General features: G+C 69.7%; 14 protein-coding genes and 1 riboswitch. Of the genes, 2 read left to right on the top strand and 12 right to left on the bottom strand.

Translation table 11 applies throughout. The annotated features are described in order from the left end of the window. Window positions 1-63: 63 nt before the first annotated feature. From ACIBK4_RS48200 to ACIBK4_RS48160, 9 genes are all read right to left on the bottom strand, one after another. Complete coding sequence (locus ACIBK4_RS48200; protein WP_399006149.1) at window positions 64-1,140, bottom strand: hemolysin family protein; 1,077 nt, start codon at window positions 1,138-1,140, stop codon at window positions 64-66. Then, window positions 1,137-2,471, bottom strand: coding sequence for a hemolysin family protein (locus tag ACIBK4_RS48195; protein ID WP_399006147.1), 1,335 nt, complete (start codon window positions 2,469-2,471; stop codon window positions 1,137-1,139). The genes ACIBK4_RS48200 and ACIBK4_RS48195 overlap by 4 nt, the downstream gene beginning before the upstream one ends. 176 nt (window positions 2,472-2,647) lie before the next feature. Continuing rightward, the gene (locus tag ACIBK4_RS48190) at window positions 2,648-3,091 is read right to left on the bottom strand and encodes a PH domain-containing protein (protein ID WP_399006145.1); all 444 of its coding nucleotides are present in this window, start codon (window positions 3,089-3,091) and stop codon (window positions 2,648-2,650) included. Between the two features lie 26 nt (window positions 3,092-3,117). After that, window positions 3,118-3,966, bottom strand: coding sequence for an ATP phosphoribosyltransferase (gene hisG / locus ACIBK4_RS48185; protein ID WP_399006143.1), 849 nt, complete (start codon window positions 3,964-3,966; stop codon window positions 3,118-3,120). Window positions 3,967-4,025: 59 nt separating this feature from the next. Further along, window positions 4,026-4,298: a phosphoribosyl-ATP diphosphatase gene (locus tag ACIBK4_RS48180; protein ID WP_018534786.1), complete on the bottom strand. Its 273-nt coding sequence runs from the start codon at window positions 4,296-4,298 to the stop codon at window positions 4,026-4,028. Window positions 4,299-4,332: 34 nt separating this feature from the next. Continuing rightward, window positions 4,333-4,818 carry a 6,7-dimethyl-8-ribityllumazine synthase gene (ribH, locus tag ACIBK4_RS48175; RefSeq protein WP_019059681.1) on the bottom strand — a complete coding sequence of 162 codons (486 nt, stop codon included), beginning with the start codon at window positions 4,816-4,818 and terminating at the stop codon, window positions 4,333-4,335. A gap of 51 nt (window positions 4,819-4,869) precedes the next feature. Next, window positions 4,870-6,159 carry a bifunctional 3,4-dihydroxy-2-butanone-4-phosphate synthase/GTP cyclohydrolase II gene (locus tag ACIBK4_RS48170; protein ID WP_399006140.1) on the bottom strand — a complete coding sequence of 430 codons (1,290 nt, stop codon included), beginning with the start codon at window positions 6,157-6,159 and terminating at the stop codon, window positions 4,870-4,872. After that, window positions 6,156-6,800, bottom strand: coding sequence for a nicotinamide riboside transporter PnuC (locus ACIBK4_RS48165; RefSeq protein ID WP_399006138.1), 645 nt, complete (start codon window positions 6,798-6,800; stop codon window positions 6,156-6,158). The genes ACIBK4_RS48170 and ACIBK4_RS48165 overlap by 4 nt, the downstream gene beginning before the upstream one ends. Beyond that, window positions 6,797-7,399: a riboflavin synthase gene (locus ACIBK4_RS48160; protein ID WP_200708876.1), complete on the bottom strand. Its 603-nt coding sequence runs from the start codon at window positions 7,397-7,399 to the stop codon at window positions 6,797-6,799. Before ACIBK4_RS48160 ends, ACIBK4_RS48165 begins: the two co-directional genes overlap by 4 nt. 149 nt (window positions 7,400-7,548) lie before the next feature. Next, a riboswitch (FMN riboswitch) is annotated at window positions 7,549-7,679 on the bottom strand. Window positions 7,680-8,012: 333 nt separating this feature from the next. Between ACIBK4_RS48160 and ACIBK4_RS48155 the strand changes: the two genes are divergently transcribed. Beyond that, window positions 8,013-8,735: an ankyrin repeat domain-containing protein gene (locus ACIBK4_RS48155; protein WP_399006135.1), complete on the top strand. Its 723-nt coding sequence runs from the start codon at window positions 8,013-8,015 to the stop codon at window positions 8,733-8,735. Between the two features lie 37 nt (window positions 8,736-8,772). Here ACIBK4_RS48155 and ACIBK4_RS48150 read toward each other — a convergent pair whose 3' ends face one another. Beyond that, entirely contained in the window at window positions 8,773-10,332 is a 1,560-nt protein-coding gene (locus ACIBK4_RS48150) for an ROK family transcriptional regulator (protein WP_399006133.1), read from the bottom strand. Window positions 10,333-10,492: 160 nt separating this feature from the next. Here ACIBK4_RS48150 and ACIBK4_RS48145 point away from each other — a divergent pair, with 160 nt between their 5' ends. Further along, window positions 10,493-11,704, top strand: a complete 1,212-nt coding sequence (locus ACIBK4_RS48145; RefSeq protein ID WP_399006131.1) for an MFS transporter — start codon at window positions 10,493-10,495, stop codon at window positions 11,702-11,704. On the opposite strand, the gene ACIBK4_RS48140 is transcribed toward ACIBK4_RS48145, so the two are convergent. Both ACIBK4_RS48140 and ACIBK4_RS48135 read right to left on the bottom strand, forming a co-directional pair. After that, a complete protein-coding gene (locus ACIBK4_RS48140; protein WP_399006129.1) occupies window positions 11,664-12,122 on the bottom strand; it encodes an acyl-CoA thioesterase in 459 nt (152 codons plus the stop codon). The two genes, ACIBK4_RS48145 and ACIBK4_RS48140, sit on opposite strands and share 41 nt — an antisense overlap. A 135-nt stretch (window positions 12,123-12,257) precedes the next feature. Further along, window positions 12,258-13,529 carry an alginate lyase family protein gene (locus ACIBK4_RS48135; protein ID WP_399006240.1) on the bottom strand — a complete coding sequence of 424 codons (1,272 nt, stop codon included), beginning with the start codon at window positions 13,527-13,529 and terminating at the stop codon, window positions 12,258-12,260. Between the last annotated feature and the right edge of the window lie 158 nt (window positions 13,530-13,687).

Genomic DNA, 13,687 nt, shown 5'->3' with positions numbered 1-13,687 from the left:
CCGGTTGGCCATTGCGGACGTCCTCGCCTCCCACCGCTCACTGCCCGCTTCAGATCTCAGACCTCACCCGGCCACCGCCTGCTTGAGTTCCGCCGCCCGTGGCTGTGCCGGTGCCGGGACCTCTCGGTGGGCCGGGTCCGTCACCTCGCCCACCAGGAGTTCCAGTACGTCCTCCAGGGCGACCAAGCCCAGCACCTTGCCGGACGCGTCGGCCACCTGGGCCAAGTGCGTGGCCGCCCGGCGCATCACCGTGAGGGCGTCGTCCAGGGGGAGTTCGGCCCTCAGCGTCGTCATGGGGCGCCAGATCTGCTGCGGTACCGCCCGCTCGGACTCCTCCAGGTCCAGGACGTCCTTGACGTGGAGATAGCCCATGAAGGCGCCGGTCTCCGCCGCGACGGGGAAGCGGGAGTAGCCGGTGCGGGCCGTGAGGGCGACGATCTCGCCCGGGGTGACCGAGGGGCTGACGGTCACCAGGTCCTCTCGGCGGAGGAGGACGTCCGTGACCGGGCGGGAGCCCAACTCCAGGGCGTCCTCCAGGCGTTCCTGTTCCTCGGGGTCGAGGAGGCCCGCCTGGCCGGAGTCCTCCACCAGGCGGTTGAGCTGTTCGCTGGTGAAGACCGCCTCGACCTCGTCCTTGGGCTCGACGTGGAAGAGGCGCAGGATGCCCTGGGCGACGGCGCCGAGGGCCACGGTGATCGGCTTGCAGACGCGGGCGAAGGCGACCAGGCCGGGGCTGAGCCACATCGCGGCCTTCTCCGGCGCGGCCATCGCGAGGTTCTTCGGGACCATCTCGCCGATGACGAGGTGGAAGAAGACCACGGCCGCCAGGGCGAGGATGTAGCCGAGGGGGTGGATCATGCCCTCGGGCAGGTGCATCCACTCGAAGACCGGCTCCAGGACGTGCGCGACCGTCGGTTCGGCGACCGCGCCCAGCGTCAACGAGCAGACGGTGATGCCGAATTGGGCCGCCGCCATCATCTGCGGGAGCCGCTCAAGGCCGTAGAGGACCTGGCGGGCGCGGGCCGTGCCGAGGGGTTCGATCTGGCTGCGACGGACGGAGACGAGGGCGAACTCGGCGCCGACGAAGAAGCCGTTGGCGAGCACCAGGAGTACGGCGAAGAGGAGTTGGAGGACGGTCATCGGGCCGCCTCCATGACGTTCACCGCGGGAGTCGTGCGGACCAGGCGGACGCGTTCCGCTCGGTAGTGGCCCACCTGGCGAACTGACAAGCGCCAGCCGGGGAGTTCGGCCTTGTCGCCGGGGGCCGGGATGCGGCCGAGCAGGTCGGCGACCAGGCCGGCCACCGTCTCGTACGGGCCCTCGGGGACGTCCAGGCCTATGCGTTGGAGGATGTCGACGCGGCAGCTGCCGTCGGCGTCCCAGGCCGGTTTGCCGTCCTCCGGTGGGGCGGCGGCGAGTTCGGGGACGTCCTGGCCGTCGTGCTCGTCGCGGACCTCGCCGACGAGTTCCTCGACGATGTCCTCCAGGGTGACCACTCCGGCCGTACCGCCGTATTCGTCGACCACGACGGCGATCGGCTGTTCGCTGCGCAGCCGGGCCAACAACGGTTGCACGGGCAGGGTCTCGGGGACCAGCAGGGGGGACTTGGCGATGGTGGTGACGGAGGTGCGCAGGCGGTCGTGCGCGGGCACGGCCAGCGCGTCCTTGAGGTGGACCATGCCGACGATCTCGTCGATCTTCTCGCGGTAGACGGGGAAGCGGGACAGGCCCGTGGCGCGGGTCAGGTTGACCACGTCCTCGGCCGTCGCCGACGACTGCAGCGCGCTGACCTTCACGCGCGGGGTCATGACGTGCTGCGCGGTCAACTCGCCCAGCGACAGCGTCCGTACGAAGAGATCGGCGGTGTCCTGCTCCAGCGTGCCGGCCTGCGCCGAGTGCCGGGCCAGGGAGACGAGTTCGCCGGGGGTGCGGGCCGAGGCCAGCTCGTCGGTGGGCTCGACGCCCAGCGCGCGGACGAGCTTGTTGGCGACGGTGTTCAGCGCGGCGATCACCGGACGGAACAGCTTCGCGAAGGCGTGCTGCGGTGCGGCGACGAAGCGCGCGACCTGGAGCGGCCGCGACACCGCCCAGTTCTTCGGCACGAGTTCGCCGATCACCATCTGTACGGCGGACGCCAGCAGCATGCCGACGACCACGGCGACGCCGGAGACGGCGCCCTCGGGGATGCCGATCGCGCTGAACGGACCGTGCAGCAGCTCCGCGAGGGCCGGTTCGGCGAGCATGCCGACGACCAGGGAGGTGATGGTGATGCCGAGCTGGGTGCCGGAGAGCTGGAAGGACAGCTCCTTGAGCGACTCGACGACCGTGGCGGCCCGTCGGTCGCCCTCGGCTGCGGCCTTCTCGGCCTCGGGGCGCTCCACGGTGACGAGTCCGAACTCGGCCGCCACGAAGAATCCGTTGGCCAGAATCAGCAGGATCGCCGCTCCGAGGAGCAACAAGGGGATGGTCATGCCGCCGCCTCGATATGTCGGGAGGGGGCGGCGCAGGTACTACAGGACGATCCGTCCATCGCTGGAGGGAGTCACTCCTCGGGTCGCAGGGTGCCTCTGAAGACAGGGGGGAACATCGGTGGCGGAGGCGAGAACGAAAAACGCCACCGACAACAGATTAATCAAGACATGGCCTTCTACGGCAGATCCCTCAGCGACCGGTCCTCGGCGAGCGCCCGCAGAGTGCGCGCGTCGGCGATGGCCCGCGCCTTGGCGATACCGGGCTGAATGCCGAGCACGGGCAGGCTGGTGCCGTCGCTGAGGTTGAGGAACACCCAGGGGTCACCGGGGCGCAGATTCACCTGGAGGATCTCGGCCCACGCCAGCCGGCGCCTGCTGGCGATGTTCACGACGGTGACACCGGACTCGTCGGCGACGACCTTCACGCGGGCGAGCACCGCCAGTACGGCGAAGAGGAGGGCACCGGTGAAGACGAAGCTGAGCTTCTCCCCCGGGGTGAGCTGCTCCAAGAGCATCGCGACCGTCGTGATGACGACGAAGATCGTGACGCCGGCGGTGAGCAGCACGGCACGGGTGCGGCCAGGCCGGAACGTGACCGGCAGGGCGGGGAGTTCGGACATGATCGGCGTGGTCCTCGGCGTGTTCCTCAGAGACGGCAGGCGTGGATGGCCGTCGTCAGGATGGCCCGGGCGCCGATGTCGTACAGGTCGTCCATGATCCGCTGCGCCTCCTTGGCGGGGACCATCGCGCGGACGGCGACCCAGCCTTCGTTGTGCAGCGGGGAGACGGTCGGGGACTCCAGGCCGGGGGTGAGCGCGACGGCCTTCTCCAGCTGCTCGACCCGGCAGTCGTAGTCCATCATCACGTACGTCCGGGCGACCAGGACGCCCTGGAGGCGGCGGAGGAACTGCTGGACCTTGGGCTCCTCGACATCGGCGCCCTTGCGGCGGATGACGACGGCCTCAGACTTCATGATGGGATCGCCGAAGACCTCAAGTCCCGCGTTGCGCAAGGACGTTCCGGTCTCGACGACGTCCGCGATGACCTCGGCGACACCGAGTTCGATGGCGGTCTCCACGGCGCCGTCGAGGTGCACGACGGAGGCGTCGACGCCGTTGTCCGCGAGGTACTTGGCGACGATTCCCTCGTACGAGGTGGCGACCGTCTTGCCCTTGAGGTCCGCCACGCTGCTCGCCGCGCCCGGCTTGGAGGCGAAGCGGAACGTGGAGCGGGCGAAGCCGAGCGGGAGGATCTCCTCGGCGCTCGCGGCGGAGTCGATCAGCAGGTCGCGCCCGGTGATGCCGATGTCGAGGCGGCCGGAGGAGACGTAGATCGCGATGTCGCGCGGGCGGAGGTAGAAGAACTCCACCTCGTTGACCGGGTCGACGATCCGCAGCTCCTTGGACTCCCTGCGCTGCTGGTAGCCGGCCTCATGCAGCATGTCCGCCGCAGGTCCTGACAGGGAACCCTTGTTGGGGACGGCGATGCGCAGCATGAGGTCGGCTTCCTTTGCGTGAAAAAGGGTGAACTGTCTGAATCGGCTCTGAAGGGTTTTTACAGGTGGGCGTAGACGTCGTCCAGCGAGATTCCGCGGGCGACCATCATCACCTGGACGTGGTAGAGCAGCTGCGAGATCTCCTCGGCGGCCGCCTCCTTGCCCTCGTACTCGGCGGCCATCCAGACCTCGGCGGCCTCTTCTACGACCTTCTTGCCGATGGCATGGACGCCCTTGCCGACCAGCTCTGCGGTGCGGGAAGTGGCGGGGTCGCCGGTGGCGGCCTTCTGCTGGAGCTCGGTGAAGAGCTCCTCGAACGTCTTATTGGACATGGTGCTGCCCACCCTATTGCAAACAATCGTGGGCTTAACGCCACGGTTCAGATACTGAGCGGAGGGTGGCCGCCGTGGCCACGGCCGCCGTCACCGCCTCGTGGCCCTTGTCCTCGTTCGAGCCCTCCAGGCCGGCCCGGTCGAGCGCCTGCTCCTCGGTGTCGCAGGTCAGGACGCCCATGCCGACGGGGACACCGGTCTCGACCGAGACCTGGGTGAGGCCCTGGACGACGCCCTGGCACACGTACTCGAAGTGCGGGGTGCCGCCGCGGATCACGACGCCGAGGGCGACGATCGCGTCGTAGCCCCGGCCCGCCAACACCTTTGCCACGACGGGGAGTTCCCAGCTGCCGGGGACCCGGAGGAGGGTCGGTTCGTCGATCCCGAGGTCGTGCAGGGCGCGCAGGGCGCCGTCCACCAGACCGTCCATCACCTTTTCGTGCCACTGCGCCGCGATGACGGCGACCCGCAGGTCTCCGACGTTGCGTACGGACAGTTCGGGTGCGCCCTTGCCGCTCACGTTCTCTTGTCTCCTAGAAGTGCGATGCCGCGTGGAAGTGCGATTGCGCGATTACTGGTTGCCGCAGGTGGACACGGGGGCCGCGTCCAGCCAGGGGAGGTCGTGCCCCATCCGGTCCCGCTTGGTGCGCAGGTAGCGGAGGTTGTGCTCGCCCGCCTGTACGGGCATCGGCTCCCGGCCGATGACCTTGAGGCCGTGCCGGACGAGCGCGTCGGTCTTGTCGGGGTTGTTGGTCATCAGGCGCAGGCTGTGGACGCCGAGGTCCTCCAGGATCTGCGCGCCGGCGCCGTAGTCCCGGGCGTCGGCGGGCAGGCCGAGCTCCAGGTTGGCGTCGAGGGTGTCGCGGCCTCGCTCCTGGAGCTCGTAGGCCCGGAGCTTGGACAGGAGGCCGATGCCGCGTCCCTCGTGGCCGCGCAGGTAGACGACCACTCCCCTGCCCTCCTCCTGGATGCGCTCCAGGGAGGCCTCCAACTGGGGGCCGCAGTCGCAGCGCAGGGAGTGGAAGACGTCGCCGGTGAGGCACTCGGAGTGGACGCGGACCAGGACGTCCTCGCCGGCGCCGATCTCGCCGTGGACGAGGGCGACGTGCTCGACGCCGTCGACGGTGGAACGGTAGCCGTAGGCCGTGAACTCGCCGTGGCGGGTGGGGAGTTGGACCTCGGCCTCGCGGCGGACGGTGGGTTCGGCGGTCTGCCGGTAGGCGATCAGGTCCTCGATGGAGATGATCGTCAGGCCGTGCTTGCGGGCGAAGGGGATCAGTTCGGGGAGGCGGAGCATACGGCCGTCCTCGCCCGCGATCTCGACGATCGCGCCGGCCGGGCGCAGGCCCGCGAGGCGGGCGAGGTCCACGGCGGCCTCGGTGTGGCCGTTGCGAACCAGCACGCCGCCGGTGCGGGCGCGCAGCGGGAAGATGTGGCCGGGGCGGACCAGGTCGTCGGGCTCGGCGTTGCCGCTCGCCAGGACCTGAAGCGTGGTCGCGCGGTCGGAGGCCGAGATACCGGTGGTCACACCGTGAACAGGCGCGGCGTCCACGGACACTGTGAACGCGGTTTTCATCGACTCGGTGTTGTCCTCGACCATCTGCGGGAGCCGGAGCCGGTCCAGCTCGTCGCCCTCCATGGGGGCGCAGATCAAGCCCCTGCACTCGCTCATCATGAACGCGATGATCTCGGGGGTCGCCTTCTCGGCGGCGATGACGAGGTCGCCCTCGTTCTCGCGGTCCTCGTCGTCGACGACCACGACCGGGCGGCCCGCCGCGATGTCCGCGATGGCCTGCTCGACCGGGTCGAGGGAGAAGTCCTCGAAACCATCGGTGCTGTACAGGATCGGTGCCGCTGTCATGCCGGCGCTCCTTCCAGGACGGGCTGCGGGGCCTTGCGGGAGCGCAGCCACCAGTCGCGCATGCCCCACAGGACGAGTGCGCCGTAGATGACGTAGACGAAGCCGGAGAAGGCGAAGCCGTTGGCGAAGTTGAGGGGGACGCCGACGAGGTCGACGAGGAGCCAGGCGAACCAGAACTCGACCATGCCGCGGGCCTGGGCGTACATCGCGACGACGGTGCCGACGAAGATGTAGGCGTCGGGCCACGGGTCCCAGGAGAGGGACGGGTACGCCTTGAAGAGGGCCGCTACGGCCACGGTCCCTACGGCGGCGGAGGCTGCCAGGATCGCGCGTTCGCGCCAGGTGGCGAAGCGGGGGGTGATGTGGCCGTCGGCGGAGCCGCCCGTGCCGCGGTTCCACTGCCACCAGCCGTAGACCGCGACGACCATGACGACGACCTGCTTGCCGGCGCTGCCGGAGAGGTGGGCGGTGGCGAACGCGGCGAAGAGGATCACGCCGGAGACGAACTGGGTGGGCCAGCTCCATATGGAGCGCCGCCAGCCGAAGGCGAGGCCGATCAGTCCGATGACGTTGCCGATCATGTCCGACCACTTGATGTGCTGGCCGAACAGGACGAAGGCCTCGGAGTTGAGCCAGTTCACGGGGTCACCTCGCGATCGCCCATGAGCCGCTCGACGTACTTGGCGATGACGTCCACTTCGAGGTTGACCGGGTCGCCGGGCTGCTTGAGGCCGAGCGTGGTCAGGTCGAGGGTGGTGGGGATGAGGCTGACGGTGAAGTAGTCCGGGCCCGCGTCGACGACGGTGAGGCTGATGCCGTCGACGGTGATGGAGCCCTTCTCGACGACGTAGCGCGTGAGGTCGGCCGGAAGGGAGATCTTGACGAGCTCCCAGTTCTCGGACGGCTTGCGCTCCAACACCGCGCCGGTGCCGTCGACATGGCCCTGCACGATGTGGCCGCCGAGGCGGGCGCCGAGGGCCATGGGGCGTTCGAGGTTGACGCGGGAGCCGACGGCGAGGACGCCGAGGCTGGAGCGGTTCAGGGTCTCGGCCATGACGTCGGCGGTGAACTCGTCACCCTCGTGCTCGACGACGGTGAGACAGACGCCGTTCACGGCGATGGAGTCGCCGTGCTTCGCGCCCTCGGTGACGATGGGGCCGCGCAGACGAAAGCGGGAGGCGTCGTCGAGACTCTCGACGGCGGTGACCTCACCCAGCTCTTCGACGATTCCGGTGAACACTTCCCGGGTCCTCCTGCCTCATAGGGCACGGACTCCGGGGCCTGTCGAAGACGACAGAATGAAACGGACGAAGACACCGGGAACGACGCCGGACAGAACCCGTCCACACAGGACGAGCCGATACGGCGGCGCGCACGAATGCCCGCCCGCCGCGCACTGCCTCCCATCCGGACTTTAACCGTCGGTCCAGGAATTTCACCTGGTCAACCGGCCGCTGGAAGCGGACGGGTCGCGGACTGTAACCGCCGGTTCGGACTTTCACCGACCCCGGAGTGCGCTGCTTCTGGTACACGGCCAGTGTGCCACGCCCGGCAAGGGTCCATCCAGGCGAAGGGTGTGGGCTGGCTCACAGACAGCGTCGTCGCCCTTCTCAACCGGCCCCCGCCTGCTGGATCATCTGGTCTAGTCCTTTTCGGATCTCCGGAGGGACACCCTCGGACCGGTCCGGCGGTGGTGACGACGGCCCTTGCCCACCGCCGGGCCACTCAGCGCGCGTGCCGTGCGGCGGCTTGCGGCAGCTTCCGGCAGGCCGAACTCACGAGGAGCGCCGACGAGTTGGGGCACGGCCTCGCCCGGAAGAACGCGCCTGGAAGACGTGGATTAACGTGTCCGGGTGATCAGGAACCAGATGCAGTGGGACGCCCTCACCGAGAGCGAGCCCAACGAGTGGTACCGGGAGCAGCGCGACCGGCTCTCGGACATGGCCCGGGACGCCGACTGGAGCGGCCTGTTCGAGGAGTTGAGGAAGCACCCGGAGCAGGTCAACCTCCCCCGGATCGGGATCCGCACCGGTTACGCCCCGCTGCATCAGGCGGCCTGGCACGGCGCGGAATTCCCCGTCGTCTCCCGGTTGATCGCGCACGGCGCCTGGCGTACGCAGCGCACCCGGGACGGGCAGCGCCCCGTGGACATCGCGCGGAAGCAGGGGCACACACATCTGCTGGAGCTCCTGGAACCGGTCGAGGTGCGGCCGCTCCCGTCCCCGCCCGAGGTACTGGAACACCTCTTCCACTCGCTGCTGCGGGAGCGAACCGGCAGGTGCTTCGAGGAGACCGAGCACCTGTTGCCACCGCTGGCGCCGCTGACGGAGGCACCGGCCATGGAGATCACCTTCGTCGTGTTCGGCATGATGGGCGGCGTCACCTATCGCCTCGAAGACGATCATCTGTACGTCCACTTCCATTCACGCATGGACGCCGACGACGGGGAGCACTATCACGTGACCCCCGAAGGCTGGTCCAAGATCAAGTTCTCACGCATACCGCCACCTCCGCCGCGCGCCGCGCAGCGTGCCGCACAGCGCTCCGCGCAGAACGACGGCATCAGCAACGCGTGACCACCAACGGGCTTGTGCGGCACGGAAGTTGAAGCGGCTACCCGAACAACTCCCCTTGCGCACCGTCCTGCGCGGTCAGCAGCGCGCCGCGCAGGACGGCGGCGCCGCCCAGGGCACTCGGGCGTACCTCCGCAGGCAACGGGGACATACGAACGATCCGCTCGGCGACCCGTACGGCGAGTTCGTCCCCGCCGGCCTGCCCGACCTCGCCACCGAGGACCACGCACCCGGGGTCCAACAGCGCGACCACGGACGCGACACCAAGGGCGAGCCGGTCGGCGAGAGTGTCGAGAAAACGGTCGGCTGAGGCTCCGAGGGGGCCGGCGATTCGCGTGGGGGCCGAGTGCCCGGAGCTGACGCTCACATCCGGGGCGTCACCGGCGTCGACACCGGCGCCCGAGTCACCCACATCCGGAGCACTCGCGGCATCGACCACCACATCCACGTCACCCCCGGCACCGACGCCAGCATCCGAGTCACCCCCAGCACCGACACCTACACCTACACCTGAGCCACCCGCATCCTGAGCGCCCCCGGCACCGACCACCGCATCCACGTCACCCCGGGCACCGACGCCAGCATCCGAGCCACGCCCGGCACCGACGCCCGCATCCGAGTCACCCCCAGCACCGACACCTACACGCGAGCCACCCCCGGCCTCAAAACCCACCTCACCCCCACCACCAAAACCCCCCACCTCCGCAACAGCCCACCGCACCACCCCCGCAGCACCAGCCCCCTCCCCCGCGCCCCCGGCCCCCAACACCCCACACTCCCGGGCGAGTTCAAGCACAGCCCCCGCCCCCGCCAGTGAGTGGAACCCCCCCTCGCAGTCCGTCGACGAAGGGAGCCCCCGTGTCCCGGGCACGGGAAGAAAACCGAGCTCACCCGCACCCCCCGACGCGCCCCTGCGCAACGCCCCGTCCAGGACCACCGCAGCGCCGATCCCCATGCCCAGCCAGAGCAGCACGAACGTGTCCCGGTCGTGGGCCGCGCCGTCCCGCTGTTCGGCCAGCGCCGCGAGGTTGGTCTCGTTCTCGACGACGATGTGGGTGCCGGGGAGGCGTTCGTGGAGGGCGGCGACCAGGCGGCGGTGCCACGCGGGCAGGCCGGTGGTGTCGCGGAGTTCGCCGGTGGCCGGGTCGATGAGTCCGGGGGCGCCGACGCCGACGGTGTGGAGCTGCTCCGCGCCCGCCTCCTTCGCGGCCCGCTCCACCAGCGCGACGGCCTGTTCGACCGCGGGTCCCGTGCCCGAAGCGCCGTCGATCGGTACGGACGCCTCCGCGAGCACCCGGCCGACCAGGTCGGAGACGAGCACGGAGACGCCCTCCAGGCGGACGTCCAGCGCGGCCAGGTAGGCGCGGTCGCCGACGATGCCGTACAACCGGGCGTTCGGACCGCGCCGTTGCTCGCCGGACTCGCCGACCATCTCGATCAGCCCGGAGGCGGTGAGGCGTTCGACGAGGTCGGCGACGGTCGGCCTGGACAGTCCGGTGAGCTGCTTCAACCGCCCTGCCGTCAGCGGGCCTTGCTGCTGCAGCAGCCGCAGGGCGAGCCGGTCGTTGATGACCCGGGCGGTGCTCGGGGATGCGGGCATGCCGGGAATCCTCCCAGATCGAGGGGGTGCGACGGGCGACCGGTAACTCTCTATCTATCAGGCAGGGTTCCTGATAGTTTACCCGACGCGAGCGCGGACGAGACCACGCGAGCAGAAATCGTGACGGCGGCGGGGACGCGAACAGCAGGAGGGGCCGACAATGAGCGAAGTGGTCTACGACCGACACGAGGTGAAGCGTGCCCGGTACGCCGTGGCGGCCGTCTTCGCCGTGCACGGCGCGGTGACCGGCTCGTTCGCGACCCGCGTGCCGTGGATCCAGGAGCACGCCCACGTCACCACGGGCTGGCTCGGATTCGCCCTCGCCTTCACGGCGTTCGGCGCCTCCTGCTCGATGCCGCTGGCCGGCTGGATCACCCACCGTTTCGGCAGCCGTACGGCACTGCGCGGGCTGATCGCCATGTGGACGATGTCCCTGATCCTGCCGTCCCTCGCGCCGAACCTGGTCACCCTGTGCCTGGCGATGTTCACGTACGGCGCGAGCGCGGGCATGGCCGACGTCGCGATGAACGCGCTCGGCGTCGAGATCGAGCGCCTCCTCGACAAGTCGATCATGTCGAGCCTGCACGGCATGTGGAGCGCGGGCGCCCTGATCGGTTCGGCGGGCGGCACCCTCGCCGCGCACCTCGGCTCGGACGCGCGCGTGCACCACCTCATCGCCGCCGCGGTCCTCACCACCCTCGGCGTGACCGCCTGCCACTGGGTGCTGGACATCCCCCCGGGCATCGAAGAGGAAGCGCCGCCCCGGTTCACGCTGCCGCCCAAGTCCGCGCTGCTCATCGGCGCGGTCGGCTTCTGCGCGGTGTTCGCGGAGGGCGCGAGCCTGGACTGGTCGGCGGTGTTCCTGAAGGACCAGTTGGACACGTCGGCCGGTCTCGCGGCGGCCTCGACGACCGGCTTCATGCTGACGATGGCGGTGGCCCGACTGGTGGGCGACGGGGTGGTGAACCGCTTCGGTTCGGTGCGTACGGTCCGCGCGGGCGGTGTACTGGCAGTGTGCGGCGGGCTGTTGATCGTGCTCGCGGAGAACCCGGCGCTGACGATGACCGGCTTCGCGCTGCTCGGTCTCGGTATCGCCGTCGTCGTCCCGCTGTGCTTCGCGGCGGCGGGCCGCAGCGGCCCCAACCCGAGCCAGGCCATCGCGGGCGTCGCGACGATCACCTACACCTCGGGCCTTGTCGCGCCGAGCCTGATCGGCGGGGTGGCGCAGGCGACGAGCCTGGTCGTGTCGTTCTGCCTGGTCACGGTGTTGGCGGGCGGGCTCGTGCTCTTCGCGGGCGTGCTCCGCGCCGGGGACCGCGAGCGCCCGAAGGTCAGCCCGCCGAGCGCAGCAGTGACCGGCCCACGGACCTGAACGCCTCGCTCCAGGGCGCGGGGCGCAGCGTCCCCGCGTCCAGCCGCACGAGCACCCGAGTGCCGGTCGCGTACGTCGTCACCCCATCCGCCGAGCAGAACCGGAAACCGTACGTCAGTCCCGTCGTCCCCAGCCGGTCGAGCCACAGGTGCACGGCGTACGCCCCCGGCCTGGTGACCGGCGCCTCGTAGCTGATCAGCAGTTCCTTCACCACGTTGCACGCGTCACCGGCGGCCGCCCAGTCGCCGTCGAAGCGGACCCCGTGCCCCTGCCACAGCTCGGTCCAGGCGCGCTCGACGAGGAGTGGATAGCGGGCGTTGTGCAGCATGCCGAGCGCGTCGAGATCGTCGAAGTGCACGGTGACCGGTACGAGTTGGCCGTACGACAGAACGGTGGCGGGCGGGCTTTCGACGGTCACGGCGGGACTCCCGAGCGGTGCTGTTGGGGCGGTGGAGACTGTGGGGACGCCCCATTCTAAGCGACCGCTCAGGAGCCCCTGTCGGGAAGGCCCTGGTCAGGCGGGCCTACAGAGGAGGCCTACCGGGTGGGCCGGTCAACCGGCGATCGAGTCCAGCTGCTCGGCCGCCGGGCGCAGCGCCCACAGGTCGCCGCCGGGCGGCGCCTCCAGCTTCGGTACGGCGGCCTTCGCCTTCGCGTCCCCCGCGTCGGCCGCCGCGTGGACGACATCGCTCGCCGCGTACCGGTAGAACTCCAGCTCCGGATGCGACCACGCGGCGGCCCCGGTCGCGGCGGGCAGCAGATAGTCCACCGCCTTCAACAGGCCCTGCCCGTTCGGCCCTTGATAGGTCCACAGGTTCACGCCGACATGCCGGCCGATGGCCGCGAGCCGGGTGTACGCGACCAGGTCGAAGGTCGAGTAGTGCCAACTCCGGGTCCGCGCAAGCTCTTGCGGCTGGCTGCCGTCGCCCGCGATCTGCGGATCGACGCGCTTGGCGCGCGCGTCCAGCACGGTCCGCTTGGCCAGCGCCTTGTCGCCGGTCGCGTAGGCGAGGGCGGCCAACTCCATGTCGTAGAAGGTGCCGTGGTTGTTGGCGGCGGCGCCCTCCTCCTTGCCGAAGGCGCTGTTCTTGAGCCAGCCGAGGAAGGCGGAGTTCCAACCGGCCATCCCCGTACGGTCGTTGCTCGTCCAGCCGGGGGCGCCGGTGCCGAGGATCGCGATGGCGTCGACGACGCTGGTGTACGACTGGGAGAAGTCGATGATGCCGATGGCGCGGCCGTCGTACTTGCACGGGATGAACTGGGCGTGGTCCAGGTTGGGGTTCATCTTCGTGGCCGGGTCGAGGAACCAGGTGCGCAGGACCTGGTCGGCCTTGTGCGCGTAGCGCTTGTCGCCGGTGTAGTACCAGGCGAGGGCCAGGTCGTACGTCGAGTCGAAGACCTTCTCCACGTCCTGGCGGTCGGTTCCCGTGTCGACCTCGGGGTTGCGCTGTCCATCGCGCTGGACGTAGGGGCAGCCCCAGGGGTTGTCGGCGGTGGGGGTGGTCGTGGGCCACCAGTAGGGCGCCTGACTCAGGTAGTCGTGAACGTCCCCTCCGGGGGCGGGCTTTGGTTTGTCGACGACCGTCCAGGGGCCCTGGTGCAGCCAGTTGTCGGCGCGGGTCGTCAACTGCTTGAGCGCGCGACGGAGTTGGGGGTCGCCGTGGTCCAGTCGGAGCTTGGTCTGCTGGAGGCGGGTGCCGTCGAGGACGGCGGTGTGGGGAACGGCGGGTGCCGTGTGCGCGGAGGCGGACACGGAGGGGAAGAACACGGCTGCCAGCATGGCCGCCACGGCCGGCAGAACACCCCGTCGAGGTCTTGCGCTCAGTGCACTCACCGATCAGCTCCGATCAGATATATGAACTCAGTTCATGAGTGGAACCGTGCGAGCGTAGAACCACCAGCTGGCCGTGACAATGGTCCGGACCGACTTCAGATAGACAGAATTCAGCTAGCGAATTCAGCTACAGAGAAAGCGAACCCACC

The sequence above is a fragment of the Streptomyces sp. NPDC050528 genome (genome assembly GCF_044457795.1).
Lineage (GTDB): Bacteria > Actinomycetota > Actinomycetes > Streptomycetales > Streptomycetaceae > Streptomyces.
The sequence above is the reverse complement of the archived record's forward strand: the minus strand, read 5'-3'. Positions and strand labels throughout refer to the sequence as shown.

Excerpts from the sequence above, each read along its gene's own strand:
- ACIBK4_RS48200 (WP_399006149.1), bottom strand. The coding sequence starts at position 1,140 with ATGACCGTCCTCCAACTCCTCTTCGCCGTACTCCTGGTGCTCGCCAAC.
- ACIBK4_RS48195 (WP_399006147.1), bottom strand. The coding sequence starts at position 2,471 with ATGACCATCCCCTTGTTGCTCCTCGGAGCGGCGATCCTGCTGATTCTG.
- ACIBK4_RS48190 (WP_399006145.1), bottom strand. The coding sequence starts at position 3,091 with ATGTCCGAACTCCCCGCCCTGCCGGTCACGTTCCGGCCTGGCCGCACC.
- hisG (WP_399006143.1), bottom strand. The coding sequence starts at position 3,966 with ATGCTGCGCATCGCCGTCCCCAACAAGGGTTCCCTGTCAGGACCTGCG.
- ACIBK4_RS48180 (WP_018534786.1), bottom strand. The coding sequence starts at position 4,298 with ATGTCCAATAAGACGTTCGAGGAGCTCTTCACCGAGCTCCAGCAGAAG.
- ACIBK4_RS48170 (WP_399006140.1), bottom strand. The coding sequence starts at position 6,159 with ATGACAGCGGCACCGATCCTGTACAGCACCGATGGTTTCGAGGACTTC.
- ACIBK4_RS48150 (WP_399006133.1), bottom strand. The coding sequence starts at position 10,332 with ATGCCCGCATCCCCGAGCACCGCCCGGGTCATCAACGACCGGCTCGCC.
- ACIBK4_RS48145 (WP_399006131.1), top strand. The coding sequence starts at position 10,493 with ATGAGCGAAGTGGTCTACGACCGACACGAGGTGAAGCGTGCCCGGTAC.